The organism is Polynucleobacter sp. GWA2_45_21, from assembly GCF_001830325.1.
Lineage (GTDB): Bacteria > Pseudomonadota > Gammaproteobacteria > Burkholderiales > Burkholderiaceae > Polynucleobacter.
In genome coordinates this window covers 57,560-80,377 of sequence record NZ_MHZG01000015.1, presented here as the reverse complement: position 1 = coordinate 80,377, position 22,818 = coordinate 57,560, and the positions used below count along the sequence as shown (strand labels likewise).

The 22,818-nt window shown below is 42.0% G+C and carries 23 protein-coding genes and 2 tRNA genes; 14 read left to right on the top strand and 11 right to left on the bottom strand.

What is annotated here, in order from left to right; genetic code table 11:
• Nucleotide 1: 1 nt before the first annotated feature.
• Entirely contained in the window at nt 2–1,276 is a 1,275-nt protein-coding gene (gene rmuC / locus A2X74_RS10320; protein ID WP_293625825.1) for a DNA recombination protein RmuC, read from the top strand.
• A gap of 13 nt (nt 1,277–1,289) precedes the next feature.
• The gene (locus A2X74_RS10315; protein WP_293625823.1) at nt 1,290–2,606 is read left to right on the top strand and encodes an MFS transporter; all 1,317 of its coding nucleotides are present in this window, start codon (nt 1,290–1,292) and stop codon (nt 2,604–2,606) included.
• Here A2X74_RS10315 and A2X74_RS10310 read toward each other — a convergent pair.
• From A2X74_RS10310 to A2X74_RS10295, 4 genes are all read right to left on the bottom strand, one after another.
• Entirely contained in the window at nt 2,603–3,151 is a 549-nt protein-coding gene (locus A2X74_RS10310) for a hypothetical protein (RefSeq protein ID WP_293625821.1), read from the bottom strand. The genes A2X74_RS10315 and A2X74_RS10310 overlap by 4 nt on opposite strands.
• 2 nt (nt 3,152–3,153) lie before the next feature.
• Nucleotides 3,154–3,810, bottom strand: coding sequence for a glycosyltransferase (locus A2X74_RS10305; RefSeq protein WP_299765573.1), 657 nt, complete (start codon nt 3,808–3,810; stop codon nt 3,154–3,156).
• A gap of 10 nt (nt 3,811–3,820) precedes the next feature.
• Nucleotides 3,821–5,287 (bottom strand): tetratricopeptide repeat protein, encoded by a 1,467-nt coding sequence (locus A2X74_RS10300; protein WP_293625817.1) that lies wholly within the window; start codon nt 5,285–5,287, stop codon nt 3,821–3,823.
• Between the two features lie 83 nt (nt 5,288–5,370).
• A tRNA-Thr gene (locus tag A2X74_RS10295) sits at nt 5,371–5,446 on the bottom strand.
• A gap of 74 nt (nt 5,447–5,520) precedes the next feature.
• Here A2X74_RS10295 and A2X74_RS10290 point away from each other — a divergent pair.
• The 3 genes from A2X74_RS10290 (at nt 5,521) to A2X74_RS10280 (ending at nt 10,176) form a co-directional block, all read left to right on the top strand.
• On the top strand, nt 5,521–6,783 hold the full coding sequence (locus A2X74_RS10290) for an integrase family protein (RefSeq protein WP_293625815.1): 1,263 nt from the start codon (nt 5,521–5,523) through the stop codon (nt 6,781–6,783).
• A 101-nt stretch (nt 6,784–6,884) separates the two neighbouring features.
• Nucleotides 6,885–8,153 carry a porin gene (locus tag A2X74_RS10285; RefSeq protein WP_293625813.1) on the top strand — a complete coding sequence of 423 codons (1,269 nt, stop codon included), beginning with the start codon at nt 6,885–6,887 and terminating at the stop codon, nt 8,151–8,153.
• Between the two features lie 133 nt (nt 8,154–8,286).
• Entirely contained in the window at nt 8,287–10,176 is a 1,890-nt protein-coding gene (locus A2X74_RS10280) for a tetratricopeptide repeat protein (protein WP_299765570.1), read from the top strand.
• 719 nt (nt 10,177–10,895) lie between these two features.
• Here A2X74_RS10280 and mscL read toward each other — a convergent pair.
• Nucleotides 10,896–11,318 (bottom strand): large conductance mechanosensitive channel protein MscL, encoded by a 423-nt coding sequence (gene mscL / locus A2X74_RS10275; RefSeq protein ID WP_293625807.1) that lies wholly within the window; start codon nt 11,316–11,318, stop codon nt 10,896–10,898.
• A gap of 137 nt (nt 11,319–11,455) precedes the next feature.
• On the opposite strand from mscL, the gene petA reads away from it, so the two are divergent.
• The 6 genes from petA to A2X74_RS10245 all read left to right on the top strand — a co-directional run bounded on the left by petA (nt 11,456) and on the right by A2X74_RS10245 (nt 15,501).
• Nucleotides 11,456–12,058: a ubiquinol-cytochrome c reductase iron-sulfur subunit gene (gene petA, locus A2X74_RS10270; protein ID WP_216273102.1), complete on the top strand. Its 603-nt coding sequence runs from the start codon at nt 11,456–11,458 to the stop codon at nt 12,056–12,058.
• 10 nt (nt 12,059–12,068) lie between these two features.
• Nucleotides 12,069–13,469: a cytochrome bc complex cytochrome b subunit gene (locus A2X74_RS10265; RefSeq protein ID WP_293625793.1), complete on the top strand. Its 1,401-nt coding sequence runs from the start codon at nt 12,069–12,071 to the stop codon at nt 13,467–13,469.
• Nucleotides 13,470–13,534: 65 nt separating this feature from the next.
• Nucleotides 13,535–14,284: a cytochrome c1 gene (locus A2X74_RS10260; protein ID WP_293625805.1), complete on the top strand. Its 750-nt coding sequence runs from the start codon at nt 13,535–13,537 to the stop codon at nt 14,282–14,284.
• Between the two features lie 78 nt (nt 14,285–14,362).
• On the top strand, nt 14,363–14,974 hold the full coding sequence (locus tag A2X74_RS10255) for a glutathione S-transferase N-terminal domain-containing protein (protein WP_062307169.1): 612 nt from the start codon (nt 14,363–14,365) through the stop codon (nt 14,972–14,974).
• Nucleotides 14,975–15,005: 31 nt separating this feature from the next.
• Nucleotides 15,006–15,407 (top strand): ClpXP protease specificity-enhancing factor, encoded by a 402-nt coding sequence (locus tag A2X74_RS10250; protein WP_293625779.1) that lies wholly within the window; start codon nt 15,006–15,008, stop codon nt 15,405–15,407.
• Nucleotides 15,408–15,425: 18 nt separating this feature from the next.
• Nucleotides 15,426–15,501: transfer RNA gene (locus tag A2X74_RS10245), tRNA-Thr, on the top strand.
• Nucleotides 15,502–15,645: 144 nt separating this feature from the next.
• Here the strand turns inward: A2X74_RS10245 and A2X74_RS10240 are convergent.
• From A2X74_RS10240 to A2X74_RS10230, 3 genes are read right to left on the bottom strand one after another with little or no spacing between them, the layout of a single operon-like run.
• Nucleotides 15,646–15,813, bottom strand: a complete 168-nt coding sequence (locus tag A2X74_RS10240) for a hypothetical protein (protein WP_293625777.1) — start codon at nt 15,811–15,813, stop codon at nt 15,646–15,648.
• A gap of 2 nt (nt 15,814–15,815) precedes the next feature.
• Nucleotides 15,816–15,959 carry a hypothetical protein gene (locus A2X74_RS10235; protein WP_293625775.1) on the bottom strand — a complete coding sequence of 48 codons (144 nt, stop codon included), beginning with the start codon at nt 15,957–15,959 and terminating at the stop codon, nt 15,816–15,818.
• Between the two features lie 44 nt (nt 15,960–16,003).
• Entirely contained in the window at nt 16,004–16,444 is a 441-nt protein-coding gene (locus tag A2X74_RS10230; protein WP_293625773.1) for a DUF6641 family protein, read from the bottom strand.
• Between the two features lie 406 nt (nt 16,445–16,850).
• On the opposite strand from A2X74_RS10230, the gene A2X74_RS10225 reads away from it, so the two are divergent.
• On the top strand, nt 16,851–17,300 hold the full coding sequence (locus A2X74_RS10225; RefSeq protein ID WP_293625771.1) for a hypothetical protein: 450 nt from the start codon (nt 16,851–16,853) through the stop codon (nt 17,298–17,300).
• Between the two features lie 227 nt (nt 17,301–17,527).
• On the opposite strand, the gene A2X74_RS10220 is transcribed toward A2X74_RS10225, so the two are convergent.
• The 3 genes from A2X74_RS10220 to A2X74_RS10210 all read right to left on the bottom strand — a co-directional run bounded on the left by A2X74_RS10220 (nt 17,528) and on the right by A2X74_RS10210 (nt 20,927).
• Complete coding sequence (locus tag A2X74_RS10220) at nt 17,528–18,097, bottom strand: site-specific integrase (RefSeq protein ID WP_293625769.1); 570 nt, start codon at nt 18,095–18,097, stop codon at nt 17,528–17,530.
• A 342-nt stretch (nt 18,098–18,439) separates the two neighbouring features.
• Nucleotides 18,440–19,543 (bottom strand): phage integrase SAM-like domain-containing protein, encoded by a 1,104-nt coding sequence (locus A2X74_RS10215; RefSeq protein ID WP_293625767.1) that lies wholly within the window; start codon nt 19,541–19,543, stop codon nt 18,440–18,442.
• A 157-nt stretch (nt 19,544–19,700) separates the two neighbouring features.
• Complete coding sequence (locus tag A2X74_RS10210) at nt 19,701–20,927, bottom strand: porin (protein ID WP_293625765.1); 1,227 nt, start codon at nt 20,925–20,927, stop codon at nt 19,701–19,703.
• Between the two features lie 257 nt (nt 20,928–21,184).
• On the opposite strand from A2X74_RS10210, the gene A2X74_RS10205 reads away from it, so the two are divergent.
• Both A2X74_RS10205 and A2X74_RS10200 read left to right on the top strand, forming a co-directional pair.
• Complete coding sequence (locus A2X74_RS10205) at nt 21,185–22,465, top strand: phage integrase SAM-like domain-containing protein (RefSeq protein WP_299765565.1); 1,281 nt, start codon at nt 21,185–21,187, stop codon at nt 22,463–22,465.
• A 96-nt stretch (nt 22,466–22,561) separates the two neighbouring features.
• Nucleotides 22,562–22,807, top strand: a complete 246-nt coding sequence (locus A2X74_RS10200) for a hypothetical protein (protein WP_280767491.1) — start codon at nt 22,562–22,564, stop codon at nt 22,805–22,807.
• Nucleotides 22,808–22,818 lie beyond the last annotated feature (11 nt).

Genomic DNA, 22,818 nt, shown 5'->3' with positions numbered 1-22,818 from the left:
TGTGACTTTTGACTTAAGCTCTCTTCTTCTGTTTGGCCTGCCATTGGGTTTATGCGCAGGCCTTTTGGTTTATGCGCTTAATCTGAGATCCGCACTTCAGCGAAGCGAACAACAAGCGCAGACCGATGCCGCACTCACTATCAGCTTGCGCGCTGAAAGAGACCAAGCCTTACAAAATGCAATTCGACTCGAAGCAGAGCTAGATTCAGAGCGCAAGCAGGGCTTGGGGAGAATTGAATCTCTCAATGAGGCTAAAGAGGCTTTGACTCATCAGTTCAAAAATTTAGCCAATGAAATTTTGGAAGATAAGTCTAAGCGCTTCACCGAGCAAAATGTCGCTAATCTAGATGCTCTACTGAAACCACTCCAAACCAAGCTTTCAGAATTTAAAGAGCAGGTAAATACCTCTTACGGCAATGAAGCTCGTGAGCGCTTTGCACTCAAGAGCGAGATCGAACGTCTTGCCAATCTGAATCTGCGCATGTCAGATGAAACCCGCTCACTCACCCAGGCACTCAAAGGCGACTCTAAGGTACAGGGCAATTGGGGTGAGTTAGTGCTCGAATCCATTCTAGAGTCTTCAGGCCTTCGAAAAGGGGAAGAGTACCTTGTACAAGATAGCCATACTCAAATGGATGGTTCACGTCTTCAGCCAGACGTTGTCGTAAAACTTCCAGAGGGTAGAAGCCTGGTAGTCGATAGTAAGGTTTCTATCACTGCGTATTCACGCCATGCTGAAGCAACTGATCCGACAGTCTCAGAACAAGAGTTGGCAGCCCATATTCAGTCGCTAAGGCAACATATTCAGGGGCTTTCGAGCAAGAACTACAGTTCCTTGTATGGCATTGGCTCGGTAGACTTTGTCTTGATGTTTGTTCCGATTGAGCCAGCATTCTTATTGGCACTCAAGACTGCACCAAATCTCTATCAAGAAGCTTTAGCCAAAAATATTGTGTTGGTTTGCCCAAGCACTTTGATGGCAACCCTGAGAACTGTTGCGCACCTGTGGCGTCAAGACTCACAAAATCGAAATGCCCTAGAAATTGCAAAACAATGTGGCACGCTCTACGATAAGTTTGTTGGCTTTGTGGATGATCTTGAAAAGCTAGGGCAACGCTTAGATCAAGCACAAACAAGTTATCACGATGCCTTTAATAAGCTGAAATCAGGCAAGGGTAATCTCATTCGGACTGCCGAGAAGGTACGCGAACTGGGAGTTAAGCCTAGCAAGAATATCTCTGCACCCCTGATTGAATCCTCAACAGATATAGAATAAACGCAGAATAAAATTGGCTGCTACCGCATCAGACTCTCAAGCCTCATCGCACTCCTATAGAAAAGTAGCTATTGCCGCCTGCTTTGGAACATTTCTGGAGTGGTATGACTTTTTGACATTTGCAACTCTTGCAGTTGTATTTGCCCCCCTCTTCTTTCCCTCCAGTGATCCCAGCACCGCTCTTTTGGCTAGCCTAGCAACCTTCGGGGTCGGAATGGTAGTAAGACCTATTGGGGCAGCAATTTTTGGCAGCATCGGCGATCGGATTGGCAGGCGCCCTGTTTTTATGATCACCATTACCCTTATGGGAATTGCCACTGTATGCGTAGGATTTTTACCGACCTATGCCCAGGCTGGGATCTGGGCCCCCATCATGCTGGTTGCCCTGAGATTACTTCAAGGCCTTTCAGCCGGCGGTGAAATTGGAGGAAGTGCAGTCTACCTAACCGAGCATGCCGGTGACTCTAATCGGGGCTTTAAGACTAGCTTCTTGCAGCTCATGGGGCCACTAGGAATCCTGGTATCCACCCTGCAAATTGCTTTACTTCAAAGCTACCTCACTCCAGAAGAATTTCTATCCTGGGGCTGGAGAGTGCCATTTTGGATCTCTTTGATACTGCTGTTAATCGCATTTAAAGCTCGCATGGCCTTAGAAGAAACGCCAATCTATCTAAAGCTGAGCCAAACAGAGACTCACTCAAAGAGCCCGCTTCGAGACAACTTCAAAGATCCAGAAACCAGAAAAAGAATGTTCCTGCTTTTCTTTTGCATTTCTGCTGGTGGAGCAGTGTTATTTTTCTGTGTGCAGGTCTATACCTCAATCTTTCTTAAAACTTCGGTCAAGCTTGCGCCGCAATTAGTAGATCAATTAAGTGTGTATGCAACGATCGCACTACTTCCACTAACTATCTTTGCAGGATGGCTATCAGACAAAGTTGGCAGAAAGCCTGTAGTTGTCACTGGTCTAGCTCTAGGAGCTACATTGATATTGCCAGCATTTCATTTTTTACAAAGCGATAGCAATTCAACCGCATTGATAGCCATAGTTCTTATTGGCCTCTCAGGAATCCTGGCACTAGTTGTTGGCCCCCAAACTGCACTACTTGCGGAACTCTTCCCCGCAAAAACCAGAAATAGTGCAGCCACTCTTCCGCACAACTTGGCAGCAGGCTGGATAGGTGGCCTGCTTCCTTTAATCGTCACCTGGCTCAATCAACACTGGGCAAGCAATGTTGCAGGATTATGGTATCCAACTATTTTCTTGGCAAGCGGTGCAGTGGTGGCAATAATTTATTTGCCTGAAACCAAAAAAATAAATCTGAACATCTAGCCAGTCATTTCCACCCTGGGTTGAACAATAACCCAAATACCATTCCCCATCATTTGATGAGATTGCAAGTGCAATATTTCAAAATATTTTGTCAATCTGGGAAGCCACCAAGAACTTGGTTTTTGAATTAAATGGGCATTGCGCCCATCTGACAATGTTTTTGCTGCAGGACCCATATGTATAGAGAAAAAACCGAAATTCTGCGTAATTTGCGCAAGTTCACCTAAAACATTTTCCAATCTATCAGGCTCAATATGCTCTAAAACATCAATACAGCAAACTAAGTCTGCACTTTTGGGCTGACCATACTCTTCAAAAGCGGGATCGTATGGGTAGTAATCAATAGAATCTATCCCAGCATTTGCAAGGCCTAAAAGAAGATTTTTCTTGCCTGCACCGTAGTCAGATACCGAACGAATGCCAGTCTGACGAATAAAGTCAGCGACTATGGGTGCAAATGAAAGAGAGGCAACCCCATAGTTGGGATTTTGATGCAATAACTTCTGCTCATCTAAATAGCTCTGGGAAATTGTTGGCTTATTCACTATTAATCAAACCCTTCATTACTTCTTTCGTATGCCTCTTTCCAGCATTCTGACATGGATTCATTGGAATAATCTTTAAAACAAGGTGTTCCTAATGTGTAATGAATTAGCTTTGCCATGGCATTATCCGGATATTCAATTGCTAGCCAATTCCACTCGATTGGAAGCTCGCCAATTAATTCATCAGGGAGCCAAGAAAACCTATGAAGATAAGAGCCCGGCTGACCCTGAATAAATTCAGGGGTTAACACTTTATTATCCGGATGAGAGCAATTCCAAAGGATTAAGCTTGACCAATTTTTTCTTGGGTAATTTTCATTTTTATTGCCCAGATATTTTTTGTTGGCTTTTGTTTGATAGTCATGCTTAACAACCTGAACAGCTCTTGATTCATCGCGCAAAGCCCACAACTCAGAAATATCAGCCTGGCAAACCATGTCCCCATCCGCAAAGATTGCCCAGCCCGAATAATTCATTAAAAATGGGGTTAAAAATCGAGAGTAGATGAATTTATTACTTCCATCCGTGTGAACCTCCTTATATCCTGCAATGGTGTTCTCGGCCAAAGGTAGAAACTGGACTGGGTTAGAGGCGTTATCTATTACGCTCTGACAAAAGACATGGTAAGCCACCGCTTCACGCTGATCAAAGCCCACCACAATTGAAATGCTAGATCTCAAATCTTTTCTCCAAATAAGCCTTGACAGCCTCTATTGGCGCAGACCAATCCCCGGGATTTTCCTGCTTAAATACTTTAATGGATGGATACCATAAACTTACCCCATCAATATCATGCCAGTACCAAAATCTAGCATTTCCATATGGGAGCAATAATAAGGTTTCTTTGCCTAGGGCTCCCGCAAGATGGGCTGTGGTATTGCTGGTCGTGATAACTATCGAACAGGCATCTAATATTTTTAATACGCCTTCAATGTCATTATATAAATCCACATCTTGAATCGTTCGAATTTTTATTCCAATCCGAGAATTTATGGATGATATTTCATTCCCAACATCTCCATACTGAAGATTAATATAATTAATATTATTTAGAGTAAGCACTGCCTCCATTTCAGCAAGAGGAACGCTTTTCGCCGCACCCAACTTTACTGCGCTACTCCTCCATGAAAGCCCGCAACTTATATGGCCTTTAAAATCAGTATTTAAGCTATCACTTACGTAAAGATAAGGATATTTAGTATTTTCAAATGACTTTATGTCAGGCCTTAAAATACTGCCTAAGCTACCCATTGGAATATGCTCATCATAAAGCTCTTCAGAAAAGTTTGATTTTTTATCAATAAACTGAATGAGGGGAAAAGATCGGCGAAATATTGTAAGTAATTTCTTATCTATAGAAACAATTAGAGATTGGGGATACTCTGCTAAATCATGAAGCATCGAAGAGTATAAAATTTGGTCGCCAATTCCCTGCTCGGCCCAAATTAATAAACGTCCATCTTTAGGAAGGCCATCCCATCTTGGCTTAGACGTTTTTATATATGGGGGTTGGTCGCTGTTTCCGGTAAACCAACGCGACTCATGCCAATCCCAACCAGCTCTAAAATTAAAATCACGTAGGGCAAGATGAGCTAAGTTCTGAAGTGAATTCCAATGAGTAGGAGCAATAGAGATGGCAGTTTGATAGCATTTTTTTGCATCCTCTAATCGCTCTAATTTCCAGAGGGCATTACCAAGGTTGCAGAAGAACTCTGGATTTTTTGAGTTTAGCGAGATTGCTTTGTTGTAACATTCAACGGCATTTAAATTATTTCCAGTTAGTTGATATGCATTTCCGAGATTATTAAAGGCATGCTCATGTATTGGATTATATTTAATAGCCTGAAGATATGATTCAATCGACTCGTTAAATATTCCTAGATTTTGCTGAATATCTCCTTTTATACAATGCAAAATACTATTTCTCTTGTCACTTTCAATTGCTCTTACGATTATCTCTAGGGCACCTCTTTGATCCCCGCGCTTAATGGCAATAATTGCTAGATACTTAAGTGCTTCAGAGTTTTTAGCGGTATTTTTGACCATTTGCTTTAAAAGCAACTCTGCACCAGTAAAGTTCCCTCTTTGCATGAGTTGCATTGCTTTATTGAAAATAGAATGGTGTGGGTTATTCATCTACGCTGCCTTGGATGCCGCTGGAGTGCTATGAGCCCAACATAGCCTACCCATATAATTTAGATCTTTAGGCTATATAAGATTGGTGCCCCTTGTCCGACTCGAACAGACCACCTACTGATTACAAATCAGTTGCTCTACCAGATGAGCTAAAGGGGCAACGGATAATATTTTAACCTATTTCACAATTTCCAAAGGTAAAAAGCCTCTTTTTTAAGCAATTTGCTTACACAGTGCTTACACAGAATCTGGGCAAAACCCCAAGCAAATTTAGCTTCTCAACTAAGCGACTTGAGAGGCTTGCCCCACCCCTAAAAGGTCAAAGCATTTTTTGGGACGCCAAAACCCCTGGCTTAGGCTTGAGAATCACGAAAAACGGGGTTAAATCCTTCATCCTGCAGAGTCGATTAACTGGTAAGACAGTTAGGTTAACAATAGGCCAATTTGGTGCCTGGAACATTCAGGAAGCACAGGTAGAGGCCAGACGATTGGCTGTTTCAATTGACCGCGGGATAGACCCACGTATTGAGAATAAACAAACGATAGCAGTAAAGGAACAGTCAGCCTTGTCTATATGGCTTGAATACATAAAACAGAAAGAGGCTCGCTGGAGTCATAGGTACTATTTAGACCATGTGGATATGTCTAGAAATGGTGGTGAGCTTATTACTCGCGGGTTACGTCGCAACCAATCTAATATTAAAGAAGCTGGTTTTTTAAGGCCACTTCTAGATTTCCCTCTTAATCAAATTACACGTGATCTGGTAATTACTTGGATAGAAAAAGAGAGAAATTCAAGACCTCTAAAAACTCGTTTAGCACTCGCAATGTTAAAAGCATTTATTAGATGGGCGGCAAATCATTCTGAATACAAAACATTAATAGTTGATAGGACATTATGCGAAAGATTAAACCAAGAACTGCCAGCACCTAAAGCAAGAAGAGATTGTTTACAGAAAGAGCAATTAAAAGTCTGGTTTCAATCTATTAAAAATATACAAAATCAAACAATCAGTGCCTATCTTCAAACACTATTGTTGACTGGTGCAAGACGAGAAGAATGGGCAAGTTTAAAGTGGAGCGATATAGACACAATTTGGCATACAGCAATAATCCGCGATAAGGTACAAGGAACACGGATTATTTCTCTCACTCCATATGTTGAACATCTTTTATCTTCTCTTCCCAAAATTAATGACTATGTCTTTGCAAGCCATAGATCTCAGTGTGGTTACTTAAAAGAACCTCGCATAGCTCTTGACCAATCCCTAAGTAGAGCTCAACTACCCTTTCTTACTATTCACGGATTGCGACGCTCTTTTGGGACGTTAGCTGAATGGGTTGAATGTCCCGCAGGAATTAGCGCACAAATCATGGGGCATAAGCCGAGTGCCATAGCTGAAAAACACTACCGCCAAAGACCTGTTGACCTTCTAAGAAAGTGGCATATTCGAATAGAGCAATTTATTTTACAAGAAGCAGAAATTAATTTTTGATTCAAAAAATGCATGGGTCGTAGTGTCGTGTTTAACACGACAACTTGATAGCAATTTTTCTAACAAAATTTCCACGCTTGTAGTTTATGGAGATTTAAAGAATGAAAAAATCGCTATTAGCAGTTGCAGCAATGACAGCATTTGCTGGCGCAGCTCAAGCTCAGTCATCAGTGACTGTTTACGGTATCTTGGACGTTGGTTACGTTGGTGGTAACGCAAAATCTGGTTCATACAACACAACAACTGGTGCTCAAACTAATCCAGCCGAAACAGTTAACGGCTTTGGCCAGTCCGCTGAATCTACATCACGCCTTGGTTTTAAAGGTCAAGAAGATTTGGGTGGCGGTCTATCCGCTTTATTTACATTCGAAACTGGCTTGAGCCCTAATTCAAGCACATTATCTGGCTTTAACAATCGCCAAGCTTTTGTTGGTTTGAAAAAGAATGGTTTGGGTGTTGCTGCTATCGGTACTCAGTACACACCAATTCACACTGCAGTTGGCAAGACTTCGGCTAACCAGCAGAACAACGTTGTTGGCGATATCATCTACCCACAATCTTCTGGTTTGAACGCAGCTAATTCTTCAAATGCAAACCAAAATAATATTGGCTACACAATTCGTGCAAACAATATGTTGAAGCTTGAGTCTGATACATTCGCTGGATTCAAAGCAACGGCATTTTATGTTGCAAACGACAAAAACGAAAACCAGGCAACTTTAACTTCATCAACAACTAACGTTGCTGACCGTACAGGCATCTCAGGTGGGACAACTAATAGCACTGGTTACGGTTTAGGTGTTGATTACAATTGGAAGAAGCTTTTAATTAGTGCAAACTACCAGTCTTTCAAGCTTGAGCAGCCATACAGCGCTTATACAAATACAACCCCAGTAACAGGTAGCTCTGGCACTATTGCTGCTGGAACAACTCTTGTTTCAACAGGTACTAATACAACTGATGGCCAAGCCTACATTGGCGCAACTTATGATTTCGGTATCTTGAAGGCATATGCTCAGTGGATCAACAAAAAGGTTACTAATAATTTAGATAGCAATGATTACGTTAAGCGTACTGCTCAACAAATCGGTGTTCGCAGCTTCATTACTCCAAAAATTGAAGCTTGGGCCTCTGTAGGTAATGGTCGTTGGACAGCAAACGGTGGTGGTGAGCCAACAGCTAATATCTCTGCGTATCAGTTGGGTGCTAACTATTGGTTGAGCAAGCGTACAAACTTGTACACAATCTTTGGTGCAAGCCAAACTTCAAGCACTTCACAAACTGTTACGACAGTTAGCGGCTCAACATTTACACGTGGTATTAGCTACAATGCAAATAACTACGCAGTTGGTGTACGCCATACTTTCTAATTTGACGCTAGCGTAAGCTAGTTTTCGATTAGTTTTGCATTAAATCAACCCACTGTGATTTCACAGTGGGTTTTTTGTTTTTGTACTCAACAAGGAACATTTTTCTATGAATGATCATTAGAAATCATAATTTATGGATAATTTTGAACTAGGTAGACAGTATTTTTTAGATGGACTTGATCTTATTTCAAGAGGCGATTTTGATGGAGCTGAATCTAAGTTTATAAGCTCTCTGGACTTAGTGCCAAATAGGATCTCAACCCTTACTAATTTAGCCGTTGCCCAGTTGAAGTTAAAAAAGTATTCCACTGCAAAAGTTACATCTGAAAAAGCAATAGCTTTGGATTCAAAAAATCAGGAGGCCTACTTAAATTTAGGCCTTGTTGAGCAAGAACTCAGGCGATACGATGAAGCTATCAATCATTACGATAAGGCCCTTGCACTAAATTCAGAATATGCCGAGGCTTGGTCCAATAAGGGTAATGTCCTGCAAGAACTCAGGCGATACGATGAGGCTATCAATCATTACGATAAGGCCCTTGCACTAAATTCAGAATATGCCGAGGCTTGGTCCAATAAGGGTAATGTCCTGCAAGAACTCAGGCGATACGATGAGGCTATCAATCATTACGATAAGGCCCTTGCACTAAAAGACAATTTAGATTGGTTATACGGCAGTTTTATACATGCAAAGATGAAAATAGGTGCATGGTTAAATATTCAAAAAGCTATAAAAGCTATCGAAAGCCAGATTCAATTAGGGAAAAGAGTAATTCAACCGTTTCCAATATTGTCTTTGACTGATAATTCTTCCACCCATAGACAGTGTGCAGAAATTTATATTCGAGAAAGATGTCCATCGAATAATTGTTTGGGTGCTATTCCAATTTCTAAGAAGAAGAAAATTCGCATTGGGTACTTCTCTCCTGATTTTAGAAGTCACCCAGTTTCATATTTAACTGCTGAACTTTTCGAATTTCATGATAGAGAAGTATTTGAAGTATTTGCTATCTCTCTTAGACGCTTCTCAAATTTAGATCCAGTCAGAGCCCGTTTAGAAAATGGATTTGATCATTTTATAGATGCCGAAAATATGTCTGATCTTGAAATTGCTAAATTGGCGAGAAAATTAGAGATTGATATATCAATTGATTTATCGGGGCACACTCAATTTTCCAGAATTGGAATTTTCTCTTATCGAGCCTCACCTATTCAGGTCAGTTGGCTTGGCTATCCAGGAACAACAGGTGCAGATTTCATTGACTATATCGTAGCTGACAAAGTTCTTATTCCAGATTGTGACAGGCAGTTTTACTCCGAAAAGATAGCATATCTTCCGCATGCATACATGGTTGACGATTCTAAAAGAACTAAATCATCAAGAATATTTTCTAGAGAGGAGTGTGGAATACCGGAAAATGCTTTTGTATTTTGTTGCTTTAATAATGATTATAAATTTAATGAACATGTTATTGAAAGTTGGTCGCGGATTTTGAATAGTGCTTTAAATAGTGTTTTGTGGATATCTGAGAATAATGAGGTTTTTAAGAGAAATATTCAGACTGAATTTCTTAACAGGGGTGTAGCGCCTGACAAAATTATTTTTGCTAAAAGAGTGGATGCTATGTCTGACCACCTAGCTAGAATTTCAATTGCCAATCTTTTTCTAGATACATTTCCATACAATGCTCATACGACTGCTGTGGACGCTTTAAGAAGTGGGGTTCCTGTTCTTACTATCCCAGGAGCATCATTTCCCTCTAGGGTAGCCTCAAGTTTATTAAATACCTTAGACCTGCAAGAAATGATCGTAAACAGTCAATTGGAATATGAGGTTTTGGCAATTAAATTTGCAAATAATCCATCACTGCTTAACGCAGTGCGATCAAGGCTATTTGTCAACTATACAAAGTCGCCACTTGCAAATACAAGCATTTTTACTAAAAATCTTGAGGCAGCTTATCTAAAAATGTATACAAGATATCACTCAGATTTGAGTATAGAGAATATATATATCAATTAAACCAAGGCAAATGGGTCCCTATTCATTTTTAATATATAGCTATTCGAGAGGGGAGCTCAGCCGCTTAATCTTATCCAGGCCAAATTAAGCTAGAGGATAGATTTTTTCGCTAGATTGCTCTTTAGTGATTTGATTTAAGGTGGTCTGACATTTGTGATCTCTTGACCATTTGCTTTTATTAAAATGCTCACTGGCTAAATTTCACCTCGGTCTGCTAAACCACCGTCATGGATATCTGCCTAATGTGGAAATAATTCCTCAGGTAGCGGTTTGCACAATACCAAAGGGGTAACCAATTGCTGGCGCTACATCTCCTACATGTACTTATTCAATTTTGTCGATGGTTATAGGGTTAGGTAGTTGTTTAGTTTGAAATTTTTAATACTGATGTGCCCGCATCAGGATCACTGCCAATGAGTCTAGCCCAGGTTTACGATTATTGGCTAGTGCAACACCAATTTCATCAACATCACAGATGACGTGGTGGTTTGTCAAAATAATACCCTTAGAGCTGACAAGAACACCTGACTCTAGATTTGACCCGGGATCCTCTTTTGGAGTTTTTCGACAAAGGAAAAATGAAAGACTAGATCGACTGGAACTCAGCTTTTTTACTTCTAGGTTTGAAGTTTGCTACAGCCATGTGGCTAATAAGACCATTACTGAATGTACAAAAATGAGCCAGATGCGCTGAGGCATCCTTGTCCTAAGGAAAAAAGTTACCTTTTAAGACTGTCTCGAATTTCCCGCAAAAGCACAATATCTTCTGGCGTTGGGGGTGCTGGCGGCGCATCTGCAGTCCTTACTTTATTGACGACTTTCACCATCTGAAAGATCACAAAAGCTAGCAAGATGAAGTTAATTGAGATGGTGATGAAGTTGCCATAAGCAAAAATAGGCACACCAGCCTTTTTGAGTGCATCAAAGGTGCGTGGAACTCCTTCTGGAATTTTGCCCAAAACAAGAAAGAGGTTGGTGAAGTCAATATGACCCCCCAGCATGGTTGAAATCACAGGCATCACAATGTCGTTGACTAGGGAATCCACAATCTTCCCAAATGCTCCACCGATAATCACACCAACCGCCAAATCAATGACGTTTCCCTTGACAGCAAAGTCCCGAAATTCCTTTAAAACAGCCATAAATCCCTCTCTTTTCAAATTCATTGGGATTATCTCAAGATTAACCCCATAACTTTCTTGCATACCCCACTTTTTACTTTAAAATCTTACCTTTAAGCAATTTCCACCTATAAATGCTCTTCCGAGGAATTTTGTAAATGAGTGACAAGCCCTGTATGGACAAGGATCGCCGCAATTGGTTGATCGCTACTTCAGCGGTTGGCGGCGTTGGTGCAGCCGCAGCCCTTTACCCTTTTGTTGATAGTTTTGAGCCTTCTGAGCGTGCTAAGGCCGCTGGAGCTGCTGTTGAGATCGATATCGCTGGCATGCAGCCTGACGAGATGCGCATGGTTGAGTGGCGCGGTAAGCCGGTCTGGGTAGTGCGTCGTACACCTGAGCAGGTTGCTGAACTCTCAAAAATTGACTCTGAGCTCGCAGACCCTGATTCTTTAAGGGATCCAGCCCAATTTACACCCCCTTATGCTCAAAACCAATGGCGCTCAATTAAGCCTGAGTACCTCGTTGTTGTGGGTATTTGTACTCATTTGGGTTGCTCTCCAACCGCTAAATTTGAGGCGGGTCCTCAGCCATCCCTACCGAATACATGGCCAGGTGGCTTCCTATGCCCATGTCATGGCTCTACATTCGATATGGCAGGCCGTGTATTTAAAAATAAACCAGCCCCAGACAATATGGAAGTACCGCCACATATGTATTTGAGCGATACCAAGATTCTGGTTGGCGAAGATAAGAAGGCCTAAGGAGAGATAAATGGCATTCCACGAAAAAGAAGTCCCGGCAGATGCTCCTGTAGCCCAGAAGGTATTGGCTTGGGTAGACTCCCGCTTCCCCTTAACATCCTCGATTAAAGCTCACTTAACCGAGTATTACGCCCCTAAAAACTTAAACTTTTGGTACTTCTTTGGCTCCCTAGCCATTGTTGTGCTGGCATTACAGATAATCACTGGAATTTTCTTGGTGATGAACTACAAGCCTGATGCTGCTAAGGCTTTTGAGTCCGTTGAGTACATCATGCGCGAAGTGCCATGGGGTTGGTTGATTCGCTATTTGCATTCAACTGGTGCCTCTATGTTCTTCGTAGTGGTCTATTTGCACATGTTCCGCGGATTGATCTATGGTTCATATCGCAAGCCACGTGAATTAATTTGGGTTTTCGGTTGCGCAATTTTCTTGTGCTTAATGGGCGAGGCCTTCTTCGGTTACTTGCTCCCATGGGGTCAAATGTCCTATTGGGGCGCTCAAGTGATTGTGAACTTATTCTCTGCCATTCCATTGATTGGCCCAGACCTTTCTTTGTGGTTGCGCGGTGACTATGTCGTTGGCGATGCAACTCTGAATCGCTTCTTTGCATTCCATGTAATCGCAATTCCATTGGTTTTGATTGGCCTGGTTGCTGCCCACATCATTGCTTTGCATGAAGTTGGCTCTAACAATCCAGACGGCGTTGAAATCAAGGAAACAGTTGATGAAAAAGGCATTCCACTAGACGGCATTCCTTTCCATCCTTATTACACCGTTCATGATGTATTTGGTTTGGGCGTGTTCTTGATGGTATTTGCCTGCATCGTGTTCTTTGCGCCGGAGATGGGCGGTTACTTCCTCGAAGCAAATAACTTCATCCCTGCAAATCCACTTGAGACGCCAACACATATTGCACCGGTTTGGTATTTCACGCCGTTCTACTCTATGCTTCGTGCAACAACAACTAACTTCCTATTGCCACTGTGGATTTTCTTGGCAGTAATTTTGGGAATGTTTGCGCTCAAGTCGAACAACATCAAAGTTAAGGGCGCATGTGCAGCAATCGCACTCGTTTTGGCTGCAGGCTTCTATGCATTTGATGCGAAGTTCTGGGGTGTTGTAATCATGGGCGGTTCAGTTGTGATCATGTTCTTCTTGCCTTGGTTAGATCATTCACCAGTGAAGTCCATTCGCTATCGCCCACAATTCCATAAGTACATCTACGGTGTATTTATTGTGAGTTTTGTAATTTTGGGTTACTTAGGTATCGAGCCGCCATCACCTGTATATGAAAAGATTTCTCAGATTTGTACTATCTATTATCTGGGCTTCTTCTTAGCAATGCCGTTCTGGAGCAAGCTTGGCACATTTAAGCCAGTTCCAACTCGCGTTACTTTTAAGTCCCATTAATTTAAGCCTGAGATATCAGTAAAGAGAAATTAGGAACTAGTATGAAACGAATTCTGCAAAATTTGATGGGCATCTGCCAAGCGGCGGTTTTGGTTGCTGCGCTGGGTTTTGGTGTGGCCGCCAATGCCAGTGAAGGCGGCTTTCCTTTGGACACAGCACCGAACCGCGTAAGCAACAATGCATCATTGCAAAATGGTGCCAAGATATTTGTGAACTATTGCTTGAACTGCCATGCAGCTTCAAGCATGCGTTACAACCGCTTGCGTGACATTGGCTTGACCGATCAGCAAATCAAGGACAACTTGATCTTGAATGACGCTAAAGTTGGCGACCTGATGACGATCTCGATGACACCGAAAGAGGGAAAAGCATTCTTTGGTAAGACTCCTCCTGACCTATCAGTAGAGGCTCGTGCACGGGGTACGGATTGGCTTTACACCTATTTCCGTACTTTCTACAAGGATGACACCACTCAGACCGGGTGGAATAATTTAGTTTATCCAAACGTTGGAATGCCACATGTTCTCTGGGAGTTACAAGGTGAGCGCGCAGCAAAGTTTGAAGAGCGCAAAGATCCGCATGACGAGAGCCGTACTGAGAAGGTATTCGTGGGCTTCGAGCAGCTGACGCCTGGAACGATGAAGCCACAAGAGTATGACGACAATATTGCTGATTTAGTTGCGTTCATGTCTTGGATGGCTGAGCCAGTTCAACTTGAGCGTAAGCGTCTAGGCGTTGTTGTGCTAATCTTCTTGGCAATCTTCACATTGTTAGCATGGCGTTTGAATAAGGCTTATTGGAAAGATATTCACTAATCCAAGTGCTTAGAGATTTAAAGTCGCAGTTGTATGTGCGTTTGTTGTATTGAAGTAGATATTTAAGGAAATAAATTTATGATGGTGTTGTATTCGGGTACTAATTGCCCATTCTCGCAACGCTGCCGTTTGGTGCTTTTCGAAAAAGGCATGGACTTTGAAATCCGTGATGTGGACTTGTTTAACAAGCCAGAAGACATCTCGGTGATGAACCCTTATGGCCAAGTTCCAATCTTGGTTGAGCGCGACTTGATTTTGTATGAGTCAAACATCATCAATGAATATATTGATGAGCGTTTTCCTCACCCCCAATTGATGCCGCCTGATCCAGTTGCTCGCGCACGTGCACGCCTCTTCCTTTTCAATTTTGAGAAAGAGTTATTTGTACACGTCGCAGCCTTGGAGAACGAAAAAGGTAAGGCAGCAGAGAAGGTTCATGAAAAAGCGCGTTTAGCTATTCGTGACCGTTTGACTCAGTTAGCTCCAATTTTCGTGAAGAATAAGTACATGCTGGGCGAAGAGTTCTCTATGCTTGACGTTGCTATTGCTCCTTTATTGTGGCGCTTAGAGCATTACGGTATTGATCTTTCTCGCAATGCTGCCGCTTTGTTGAAATATGCCGAGCGCATTTTCAGCAGACCTGCTTATATCGAGGCATTAACTCCGTCAGAAAAGGTAATGCGTCGCTAAGCGGCTCATTATTCATGCTGGCAAGATAAGCATGTCAGATATTCCAAGCAATAAACCCTACCTAATCCGTGCCCTACATCAGTGGTGCACGGATTTTGGTTTTACGCCCTTCATGGCCGTCTTCGTCGATTCCAGCGTTGAAGTGCCAATGGAGTTTGTAAAGAAGGATGAGATAGTTTTAAACCTCTCCCTTGAGGCTTGCCATCAATTAAACCTAGACAATGACTGCATCAGCTTTCAGGCCAGATTTGGTGGGGTTCCAAGAAAAATCATGGTTCCTGTGAGCCATGTTTTGGCAATCTATGCCCGAGAAAATGGCCAGGGCATGTCCTTTCCTTTTGATGCGAGCCAATCCAATAAGCCCAAAGATATCGATCCCGGGAAGGTTGAAAAGCCAAAGGCCAGTAGACCTTCCTTGACCATTGTGAAATAGGTTAGAATAATACCCGTTGCCCCTTTAGCTCATCTGGTAGAGCAACTGATTTGTAATCAGTAGGTGGTCTGTTCGAGTCGGACAAGGGGCACCAGCCCAGTAGTGAGTTTGCAAGCATTTAGTCCTGACTCCTTATATCCCAAATTTAATTGTGTAAGCACTGTGTAAGCAGTGAAAGTTTCTTAATTAGCGTTCAGCTAATTTATTTTCAAATGTTCAAATCGTCAAGCTGCAAGGTTTAATTGTTTAAAGCTTTTCTGAGACTTTGCTGAGCTTTTGTAATGCGCTGGCGCTCCCGCTCAGCCTTGACGGCGTCTTGAGCACGCTTTACTTGCCCTTGCATAGCCTTTATTCGCTGTTGCTCTGGCGTTGGGGGTTTTGGGGCGGTGACTTCTGAGATCTTCATGGCTAGACCTGCGCTGGAATGCTGATCACATTCGAGGCGCCAAATTGGGCTTGAAGCAGTTTGATAGCGAAGTTAACGTTATCAGCGTAGACGATGGTTGTAACCACTATCCCACTTGCTCTAACAGTTGCGCGAAATTGTTTCATATAGTTATTTATGGGTGTCGTGATTAACACGACACCCCAGGGCCTTACTTCTTAAACCCAAGCTTTAATGCTCCACTAGCCAATTCAATTTGACTATCTAGTTCGCCAGCTTCAACGGCCGATTTGATGGTTTCCAATGCTTTAACCAAGTTTTGAGCACTATCCACTTCTATGCTGTGTTTGCCTTTGGCTAGCTCAATGACCTTGGTGCCGTATTTGACTGATAAACAGACCTTGCCTTGCTCGTTCTTAAACCACCATTCTCTTATGCGCTTTGGCACTTCTACTTGGCGACGCAAACCAGTTTCTTTATCTTTAACGCTTTTGAACTTGGTCACAACAAATGGCGTGCCATCTATTTGACTTTTGGCTAACTGGATTTGCTCCCACAGTTTGCTTGATAACTTATTTCTGCGAAATACAATTGCAGGGATATGGGTGGGTTTTTTTGCTGTTGTTAGCTTGAGTGATTCCAATGCGCTCATTTAATTCTCCTTGTTTGGGTTTAGTTTGTTAATGGGCACATTTAATTTATTACCTGATTTGCGGTTTGGTCGACCTCAATTTGCCCAAATTCACCAAATATCGCCATTATTTTTGTTTGTTTTTGTTTAGCAGGCATAAATATTTTTGCGAGTTGCTTGGTTACAAAAGTAAGGTCGCTTAAAGAAAAACAGTTGCATGAGTAAGTGGAGTTCGAGTGTTTGAGTTGAGTCGTTACTGGTAGTAGCAAATGACTTACTCTGACTAGCAACGCTACTGCGTGACTCTCCCTTTGGGAAAGCAACCCCACTCATAGCAACTGATCTTTTGAGATCTCTTCTTTGGCAACTAACTCCACTAACTAGCAACTGCGTGAGAACTCAATCAATTTATATAAAGGAGAACGATATGAGAGAAATAGCCATTCGAGGATTTGCCAATGAAAAGTTCAATACGAGCTTTGGTCAGGGATTATTTAGACGAGCCGTTTTTAATGGCTCCGTGGAATTGGCCAGTCCAAGTCAAAAATACTTAGTGGATTTTTACACCTTTGATCACTGGGAACACTTAGCCAAATCCGATGTCCAAATGGACACCGTCACAAAGTTAGTGGGGGCAGGCATTCAAGCCCAAGCAGGTATTTTGCTATCGTGGTTATTGCACTATGAGCCACTGAGCAAAACCAAAACCCCGGCGAACGGATACTGCATTTATGCACCCAATAGCAAGGAGCTCCATATTGCGATTGATGATCCCACAAATCAAACCCAAGATGAGTGGACTTTAAATGTGCACAACTGCAAAGCAACGGGCACTAATAAGCCTGTGTTTATTGCTACTAATGTGGATTTGCATTAGAACCCGTAGGGGATAAGATGAGTTGTTCCAAATGGAACAACTCTTTTGCCATTAATGCGTGTTACTTCCAGTAGCGGTGCTCATTAAATAGGCACCGTCGCGAAACAGGACACTTGGCAATTTGCCCCCAGACACCTAGCTTGTCGGGTAACCCGACAAACACCATACCTGATTTGGTAAGCGTCTCGTTATTGGACGCTGGGTTAATGTGTTCCATTTAGAACGCACTACGCCACCAACTCCACGGCCGCTCTTTTCATATCATCGTTCACATCGATATATTTTTGCGTTACCGCAATACTCTTATGCCCCGCCAAGCTAGCCAAAATACGCACAGAGATGCCCTTATTTGCCAAGGTCGTAATAAATTGCCTACGACCACTATGGCTACTAGCACCCGCAATACCCGCTCGCTTATAAAGCCAAAAGAAGTGCTGGCATAAGGTATTAGGCGTCCAGCCCAAACGCTTGGATGTGTGGAACAAGGGAATATCAGGCATGGTGATATGGCGAGTTTTGAGATACACAGCCAATTCTTCTTTTAACTTTACTGGCAAGAACACCGTTCTGCCGTCATTCCCTTTAGTTTGCTGTGCACTTAAACGAATTTCGCTTTTAATCGTGCCATCGTCATTTAATACATCCCCCATTTTTAATTGGGCAATTTCTTTAACGCGAAGTCCCGCCCAATATCCCATGAGCAACATTACGCGATTGCGTTCTGCATAAGTTGTGCTGCTGATGTAGCGTAAGACTTGTTCTAATTCATTTGTGGTGAGTGTTTTTGCTTGAGCCATTTTTTCCTTTAGATAAATAAAACTGTGTATGCAGTTTGTATTCTTTTGCTCCAAAGGACGACCAAAATGGGTGATCAATAATCTTTCCAAGAATCAATGACTTAGCATTTAGCTCCGCCAAAGAAAATAGCAATAATCTTTGGTGGGGCTAAATGTATTTATGTCATTCGTGGGATAAAGACGACGGAATTGCCCAAACACCTCAAATCCAAGCTACAAGCTTAAAACAGGGGCTCTCTGATGCACAGCTATTTGGCGCGCCAAACATACAGCGCATAGACGGTTTTTGAGGTGAACTTTTAGGGGCCGTGGTGTCGTGTTGAACACGACAGTGAAAAAAATTTAGCCAAGCTTTGTTCTCTTGCTTTGTAGCATATCAACATTCATTTCTGCCTTGAGGTTAGATGAATAAAACTTCTCAATCATCTCTACAGAAGTTCTAGCATTTCGAGCTAGGGTTAATAGATCAATTCCTTGCCCATATATTAGTCTGAATGTAATTGCAGTATGCCTAAGAGAGTAAAGCGTTCTTTTTTGACCATCGCTACTAGATTCCAACTTAGCCTTAAGTAAGATTCTTCTAAATAGGAATGAAATTGCTTGGATTGCAACTTCACGATTTTTAATTTGGGGAAGAAAGACGTAATCATTAGTATTACCAAACCCATGCTTATAGTCATTCTCTCTCAACTCCCTGTATATTCTTACGGCAGCCCTAAGAGATATTACCTGACCAGTATGACGCTTTGTTTCAGGAAGACTAATTTTAAGATATCGATTTTTGCCTTCTACAATCTTTATATGCTTATGCTGTAGTAATTTCATATCTACAGGACGGAGGAATGTATTAGTCATGAAGCCAATTAACCAGACCATTTCTTTGGGAATTGGAGCATCCTTTACGTAGAAGCCATTGACAATATTCCTATGAGAATCTTGTGTCGATATCTTGGGACGAGACATATTTTTAGCGCAACGTAAGACTTCTAAGTACTCATCAATAGAAAGGCTAGCTCTTGGGATGCTCTTGCTTCTAACTTTCGGAAATACAGGCAAACCCTCTATCCAGCCCTCTAATACCGCAATGGTTAACAGCCTCTTTAAAAGTCCCAAATATTGATTAATTGTTACTGCCTTAATTGATTTATCACTTAAAAATTCAATAAATCCAAGTATCACCTTAGATGTAATGTCTGATGTCTTTAGTAGTCCAAAGTATTCTGAGATATTTGAATTGACCCTGCTATGAAACATACTCAAAGTTTGCTTAGTTATTTCTCCGCATCTCTGCTTTTGTTCCTCCTTTTCAGTTGCAATAGCTATTACCTGAGAAAAATTTATTTCCCCTTGTTTGATACTAACCTCCAATTTAAGTTCAGACTGATTTTCAAGATTGACTATGAAACTATCGTTTGCAGCTTCACGCGCGTAAAAACTAGAGGACATTAAATTTCCTTAAATCTGAATTAAAAGAATTAATGTGTATAGCAAAAAAGTTGTAAGAGAACAATCAAACTTTAGAAAAGAAAAAAACCCACTGTGTTACCACAGTGGGTTAATTTGATGCCAAACTAATTCGTAACTAGCCTAAGCTAGCAAGAAATTAGAAAGTGTGACGTACGCCAAGAGCGTATTGATTACCACCACCAGCAGTACCACCTGGGAGTGCTGTTGTTGCAGCGCTTGAACTAGTTTGTGTTGATCCGAAGATTGTGTACAAATTAGTACGCTTGCTCAACCAGTAATTTGCACCCAACTGATAGGCAGTGAAGTTTGCTGTTGGGGAGCCGGTACCATATGAAGTGAAACGGCCATTACCAACGTTTGCCCAACCCTCAATCTTAGGTGTAATGAAGCTACGTACACCAATCTGCTGACCAGAGCGTTTGGCATAGTTATTAGAGTCTAAGCCAGATGTTGCTTTACGACTTGTCCAACCAGCATAGGCCTTCAAAATACCAAAGTCATAAGTTGTACCAACATACATTTGGTTATCGGTAATATTTTGACCGTTTACGTTACCAGTTGTCGCTGCTGGCAATGCAGCTGTAGTGCTATTAGTTTCGTTTTTGAATGACTGATAGTTTGCAGTTACAAACAATTTTTTCCAAGTGTAATCAGCACCAAGACCCCAGCCATTTGAATTGGTATTACCGCCGTTTGTTGCAGCAGCAGTAGCTCCACCATTAGCCAACTGTGTGCGATCTTGATTGTTCATTGCATACATTGCTGACAATTTAAAGCCAGAGAATGTATCGGTTGCAGCAGTCAAGGCATTGTTTGAACGAACTGTGTAAGCACCTGTTGTGAAGCCAGAGCCGTTTGCTGGGTAGATAACGCTACCGATCATATTGTTTTGTTGACCTGGGTCAGTCTTGCCAACAGCAACGTGGATTGGAGTGTACTGTGTACCAATCGCTGCTTGACCGAGACCTTTTTTGCTCAAACCAACGAAACTTTGACGGTTTTGTAGGCCGCCTGCTGGGTTAGCAGATGTACCTGTTCCCAAAGCAGATGCTGAAGAACCTGAAAGACTCCAATCTTGTGGGAACAATTGAAATTCAGCTGTGAAGAAGGCATTCATACCGCCGCCCAAGTCTTCTGTACCCTTAAAACCAAGACGTGATGTTGTCTCAGCAGATTGACCGAAAGCATTTTGAGTAAGCTTGTACGCAGGGACTGCCGTCAAAGGGGCAGCTGTTTGTGGAACACGCAAGTTTGTGCCAATGTAACCAACGTCCAAGATACCGTAAACAGTCACTGATGACTGAGCTTGAGCTGCGCCAGCAAATGCTGTCATTGCTGCAACTGCTAATAGCGATTTTTTCATTCTTTAAATCTCCATAAAAATTGACAAGAATGTGCGCATCACTAACTTGCTCCATTAAAACCGCATTACTTGCTTATACAAGTGAGTGTCGCTGTCGCACACTGGGGACTGTGCGACAAAGTGCAAACGTTTATCTAAAACGTGCTTACTTTTTCTAACAGTGGTAAATGGATTGGGAATGGCAGAGTTTTGATAAAAGCAAATCTGCAAAAAATATACTGGTCGCATAACTTGGTGTGCGACAGTACGCTTGCGATATGCAATCCAAATCGGCAAACGACGAATTCTTTTACGCAAAACGTTGTCGCACGCTTCCAATCTTGCACACCATTACATATGTACCCAGCTATCCAAACAAATTACGTATCTTTTTGACCAATGCAAGTAGCTACTGGCAAGTGCGCTGTTATTTTGATAACAAGACAGTGATACGTAGTTTGCGCACAACCAGCAAGCGACACGCTTTGCAACTGGCTAAATTGTTTTATGAACAGCATTTAATAGACACAGGCGTAATTGCACAAGGTGCTGTTGCAAATACACAAGATTTATCAGTCAACACCGTTACCAACATCATGCTTGCAAATGAAACGGCACGCGTGAAACGTGACGAGATTACAAATGGCACCTATGTAATGCTGGTGTCACGCATACGCAAATGGGTATTGCCGTACTTTGGCTCTGTGCAAGTAACTGACATTAAACACACAGACATAGAACGCTTCTTGTACTTTCTAAGTGACAAGCAGTACAAGTCAATGACAATTACGCAGTACTTGAATGCACTACACAAAGTATTAGAGTGCGCATTTAAACACGGCTGGATTGAAAAAGTCCCAACCTTCCCCAAACTTAAATCATCTAGTACGCCACGTGGTGGATTTAGTGTTGTTGAATACCGTGCATTACTTCGTGCCAGTAAAGTATTAGCAAATCAAGTGTGTGCACCAATTAAAGTTACTCATCGTACCAAACACAATAATCTGTTTGCACCAGACGCTAACATTCCACGTGAAATGACTTGGTTAATTGGTTTTATGGTCAACAGCTTTGTACGACCAGTTGATATGAAACTAATGCAACACAAGCATATTGAAGTGATACGTAATGGTCACATCTACTTGCGTTTAACCATTCCTGAAACCAAGCGTCACTCTGCACCAGTTATTACATTGCAACCTGCTGTACGCATATATGAACATCTGCGTAGTTATTACGACCAGCAAGGTTTGGCAACTGCAGATGACTATTTGTTTTTACCGCAGATTAAAGACCGTGCTGCTGCAATGCAATTGATTGACAAGTATTTTGTAAAGATACTGCTTGCAACAGGATTACGATTTGGCGCACTTGGACAGCGACGCACATTGTATTCGTTACGACACACAGCAATTACATATAGGTTGTTATACGGACGTGGAATTGATTTACTGACACTGGCGCGTAATGCACGTACAAGCGTGGAAATGATCGAACGATTTTATGCCAGTCAACTTACACCAGAAATGAATGTGGGTATGTTGCACAGCAGAAGATAAATCATAGCGTATGTACCTATTACACTTGTTAAGATTTAATTTATATTTTCTAGTATTGATAATAATTCTGTTATCAGTAACTAAATGGGAAATGATATGACTGAAATGACTTCGTCTTCGCAATCTGCTAGCGACCAATTAGCAGCAGCACAAAAGGCACAAGCCGAACTCAATGCAAAGATTGAAGCATTGTTGACGCAAACACGTGAAGAAGATTTGGCAACCGTGAAAAGATTGATTACAACGCACAGTTTTAGTGCAACTGACTTGCGCAGCGTCATGAAAGCCAAATCATCACGTTCTGCACCCCGCAAAAGCACTAGTCGACGCAGAAAAGTTTAAACAGCATGCAC

Excerpts from the sequence above, each read along its gene's own strand:
- A2X74_RS10300 (WP_293625817.1), bottom strand. The coding sequence starts at position 5,287 with ATGAATAACCCACACCATTCTATTTTCAATAAAGCAATGCAACTCATG.
- A2X74_RS10285 (WP_293625813.1), top strand. The coding sequence starts at position 6,885 with ATGAAAAAATCGCTATTAGCAGTTGCAGCAATGACAGCATTTGCTGGC.
- A2X74_RS10280 (WP_299765570.1), top strand. The coding sequence starts at position 8,287 with ATGGATAATTTTGAACTAGGTAGACAGTATTTTTTAGATGGACTTGAT.
- mscL (WP_293625807.1), bottom strand. The coding sequence starts at position 11,318 with ATGGCTGTTTTAAAGGAATTTCGGGACTTTGCTGTCAAGGGAAACGTC.
- petA (WP_216273102.1), top strand. The coding sequence starts at position 11,456 with ATGAGTGACAAGCCCTGTATGGACAAGGATCGCCGCAATTGGTTGATC.
- A2X74_RS10265 (WP_293625793.1), top strand. The coding sequence starts at position 12,069 with ATGGCATTCCACGAAAAAGAAGTCCCGGCAGATGCTCCTGTAGCCCAG.
- A2X74_RS10260 (WP_293625805.1), top strand. The coding sequence starts at position 13,535 with ATGGGCATCTGCCAAGCGGCGGTTTTGGTTGCTGCGCTGGGTTTTGGT.
- A2X74_RS10255 (WP_062307169.1), top strand. The coding sequence starts at position 14,363 with ATGATGGTGTTGTATTCGGGTACTAATTGCCCATTCTCGCAACGCTGC.
- A2X74_RS10250 (WP_293625779.1), top strand. The coding sequence starts at position 15,006 with ATGTCAGATATTCCAAGCAATAAACCCTACCTAATCCGTGCCCTACAT.
- A2X74_RS10240 (WP_293625777.1), bottom strand. The coding sequence starts at position 15,813 with ATGAAGATCTCAGAAGTCACCGCCCCAAAACCCCCAACGCCAGAGCAA.
- A2X74_RS10235 (WP_293625775.1), bottom strand. The coding sequence starts at position 15,959 with ATGAAACAATTTCGCGCAACTGTTAGAGCAAGTGGGATAGTGGTTACA.
- A2X74_RS10230 (WP_293625773.1), bottom strand. The coding sequence starts at position 16,444 with ATGAGCGCATTGGAATCACTCAAGCTAACAACAGCAAAAAAACCCACC.
- A2X74_RS10225 (WP_293625771.1), top strand. The coding sequence starts at position 16,851 with ATGAGAGAAATAGCCATTCGAGGATTTGCCAATGAAAAGTTCAATACG.
- A2X74_RS10220 (WP_293625769.1), bottom strand. The coding sequence starts at position 18,097 with ATGGCTCAAGCAAAAACACTCACCACAAATGAATTAGAACAAGTCTTA.
- A2X74_RS10215 (WP_293625767.1), bottom strand. The coding sequence starts at position 19,543 with ATGTCCTCTAGTTTTTACGCGCGTGAAGCTGCAAACGATAGTTTCATA.
- A2X74_RS10210 (WP_293625765.1), bottom strand. The coding sequence starts at position 20,927 with ATGAAAAAATCGCTATTAGCAGTTGCAGCAATGACAGCATTTGCTGGC.
- A2X74_RS10205 (WP_299765565.1), top strand. The coding sequence starts at position 21,185 with ATGCAATCCAAATCGGCAAACGACGAATTCTTTTACGCAAAACGTTGT.
- A2X74_RS10200 (WP_280767491.1), top strand. The coding sequence starts at position 22,562 with ATGACTGAAATGACTTCGTCTTCGCAATCTGCTAGCGACCAATTAGCA.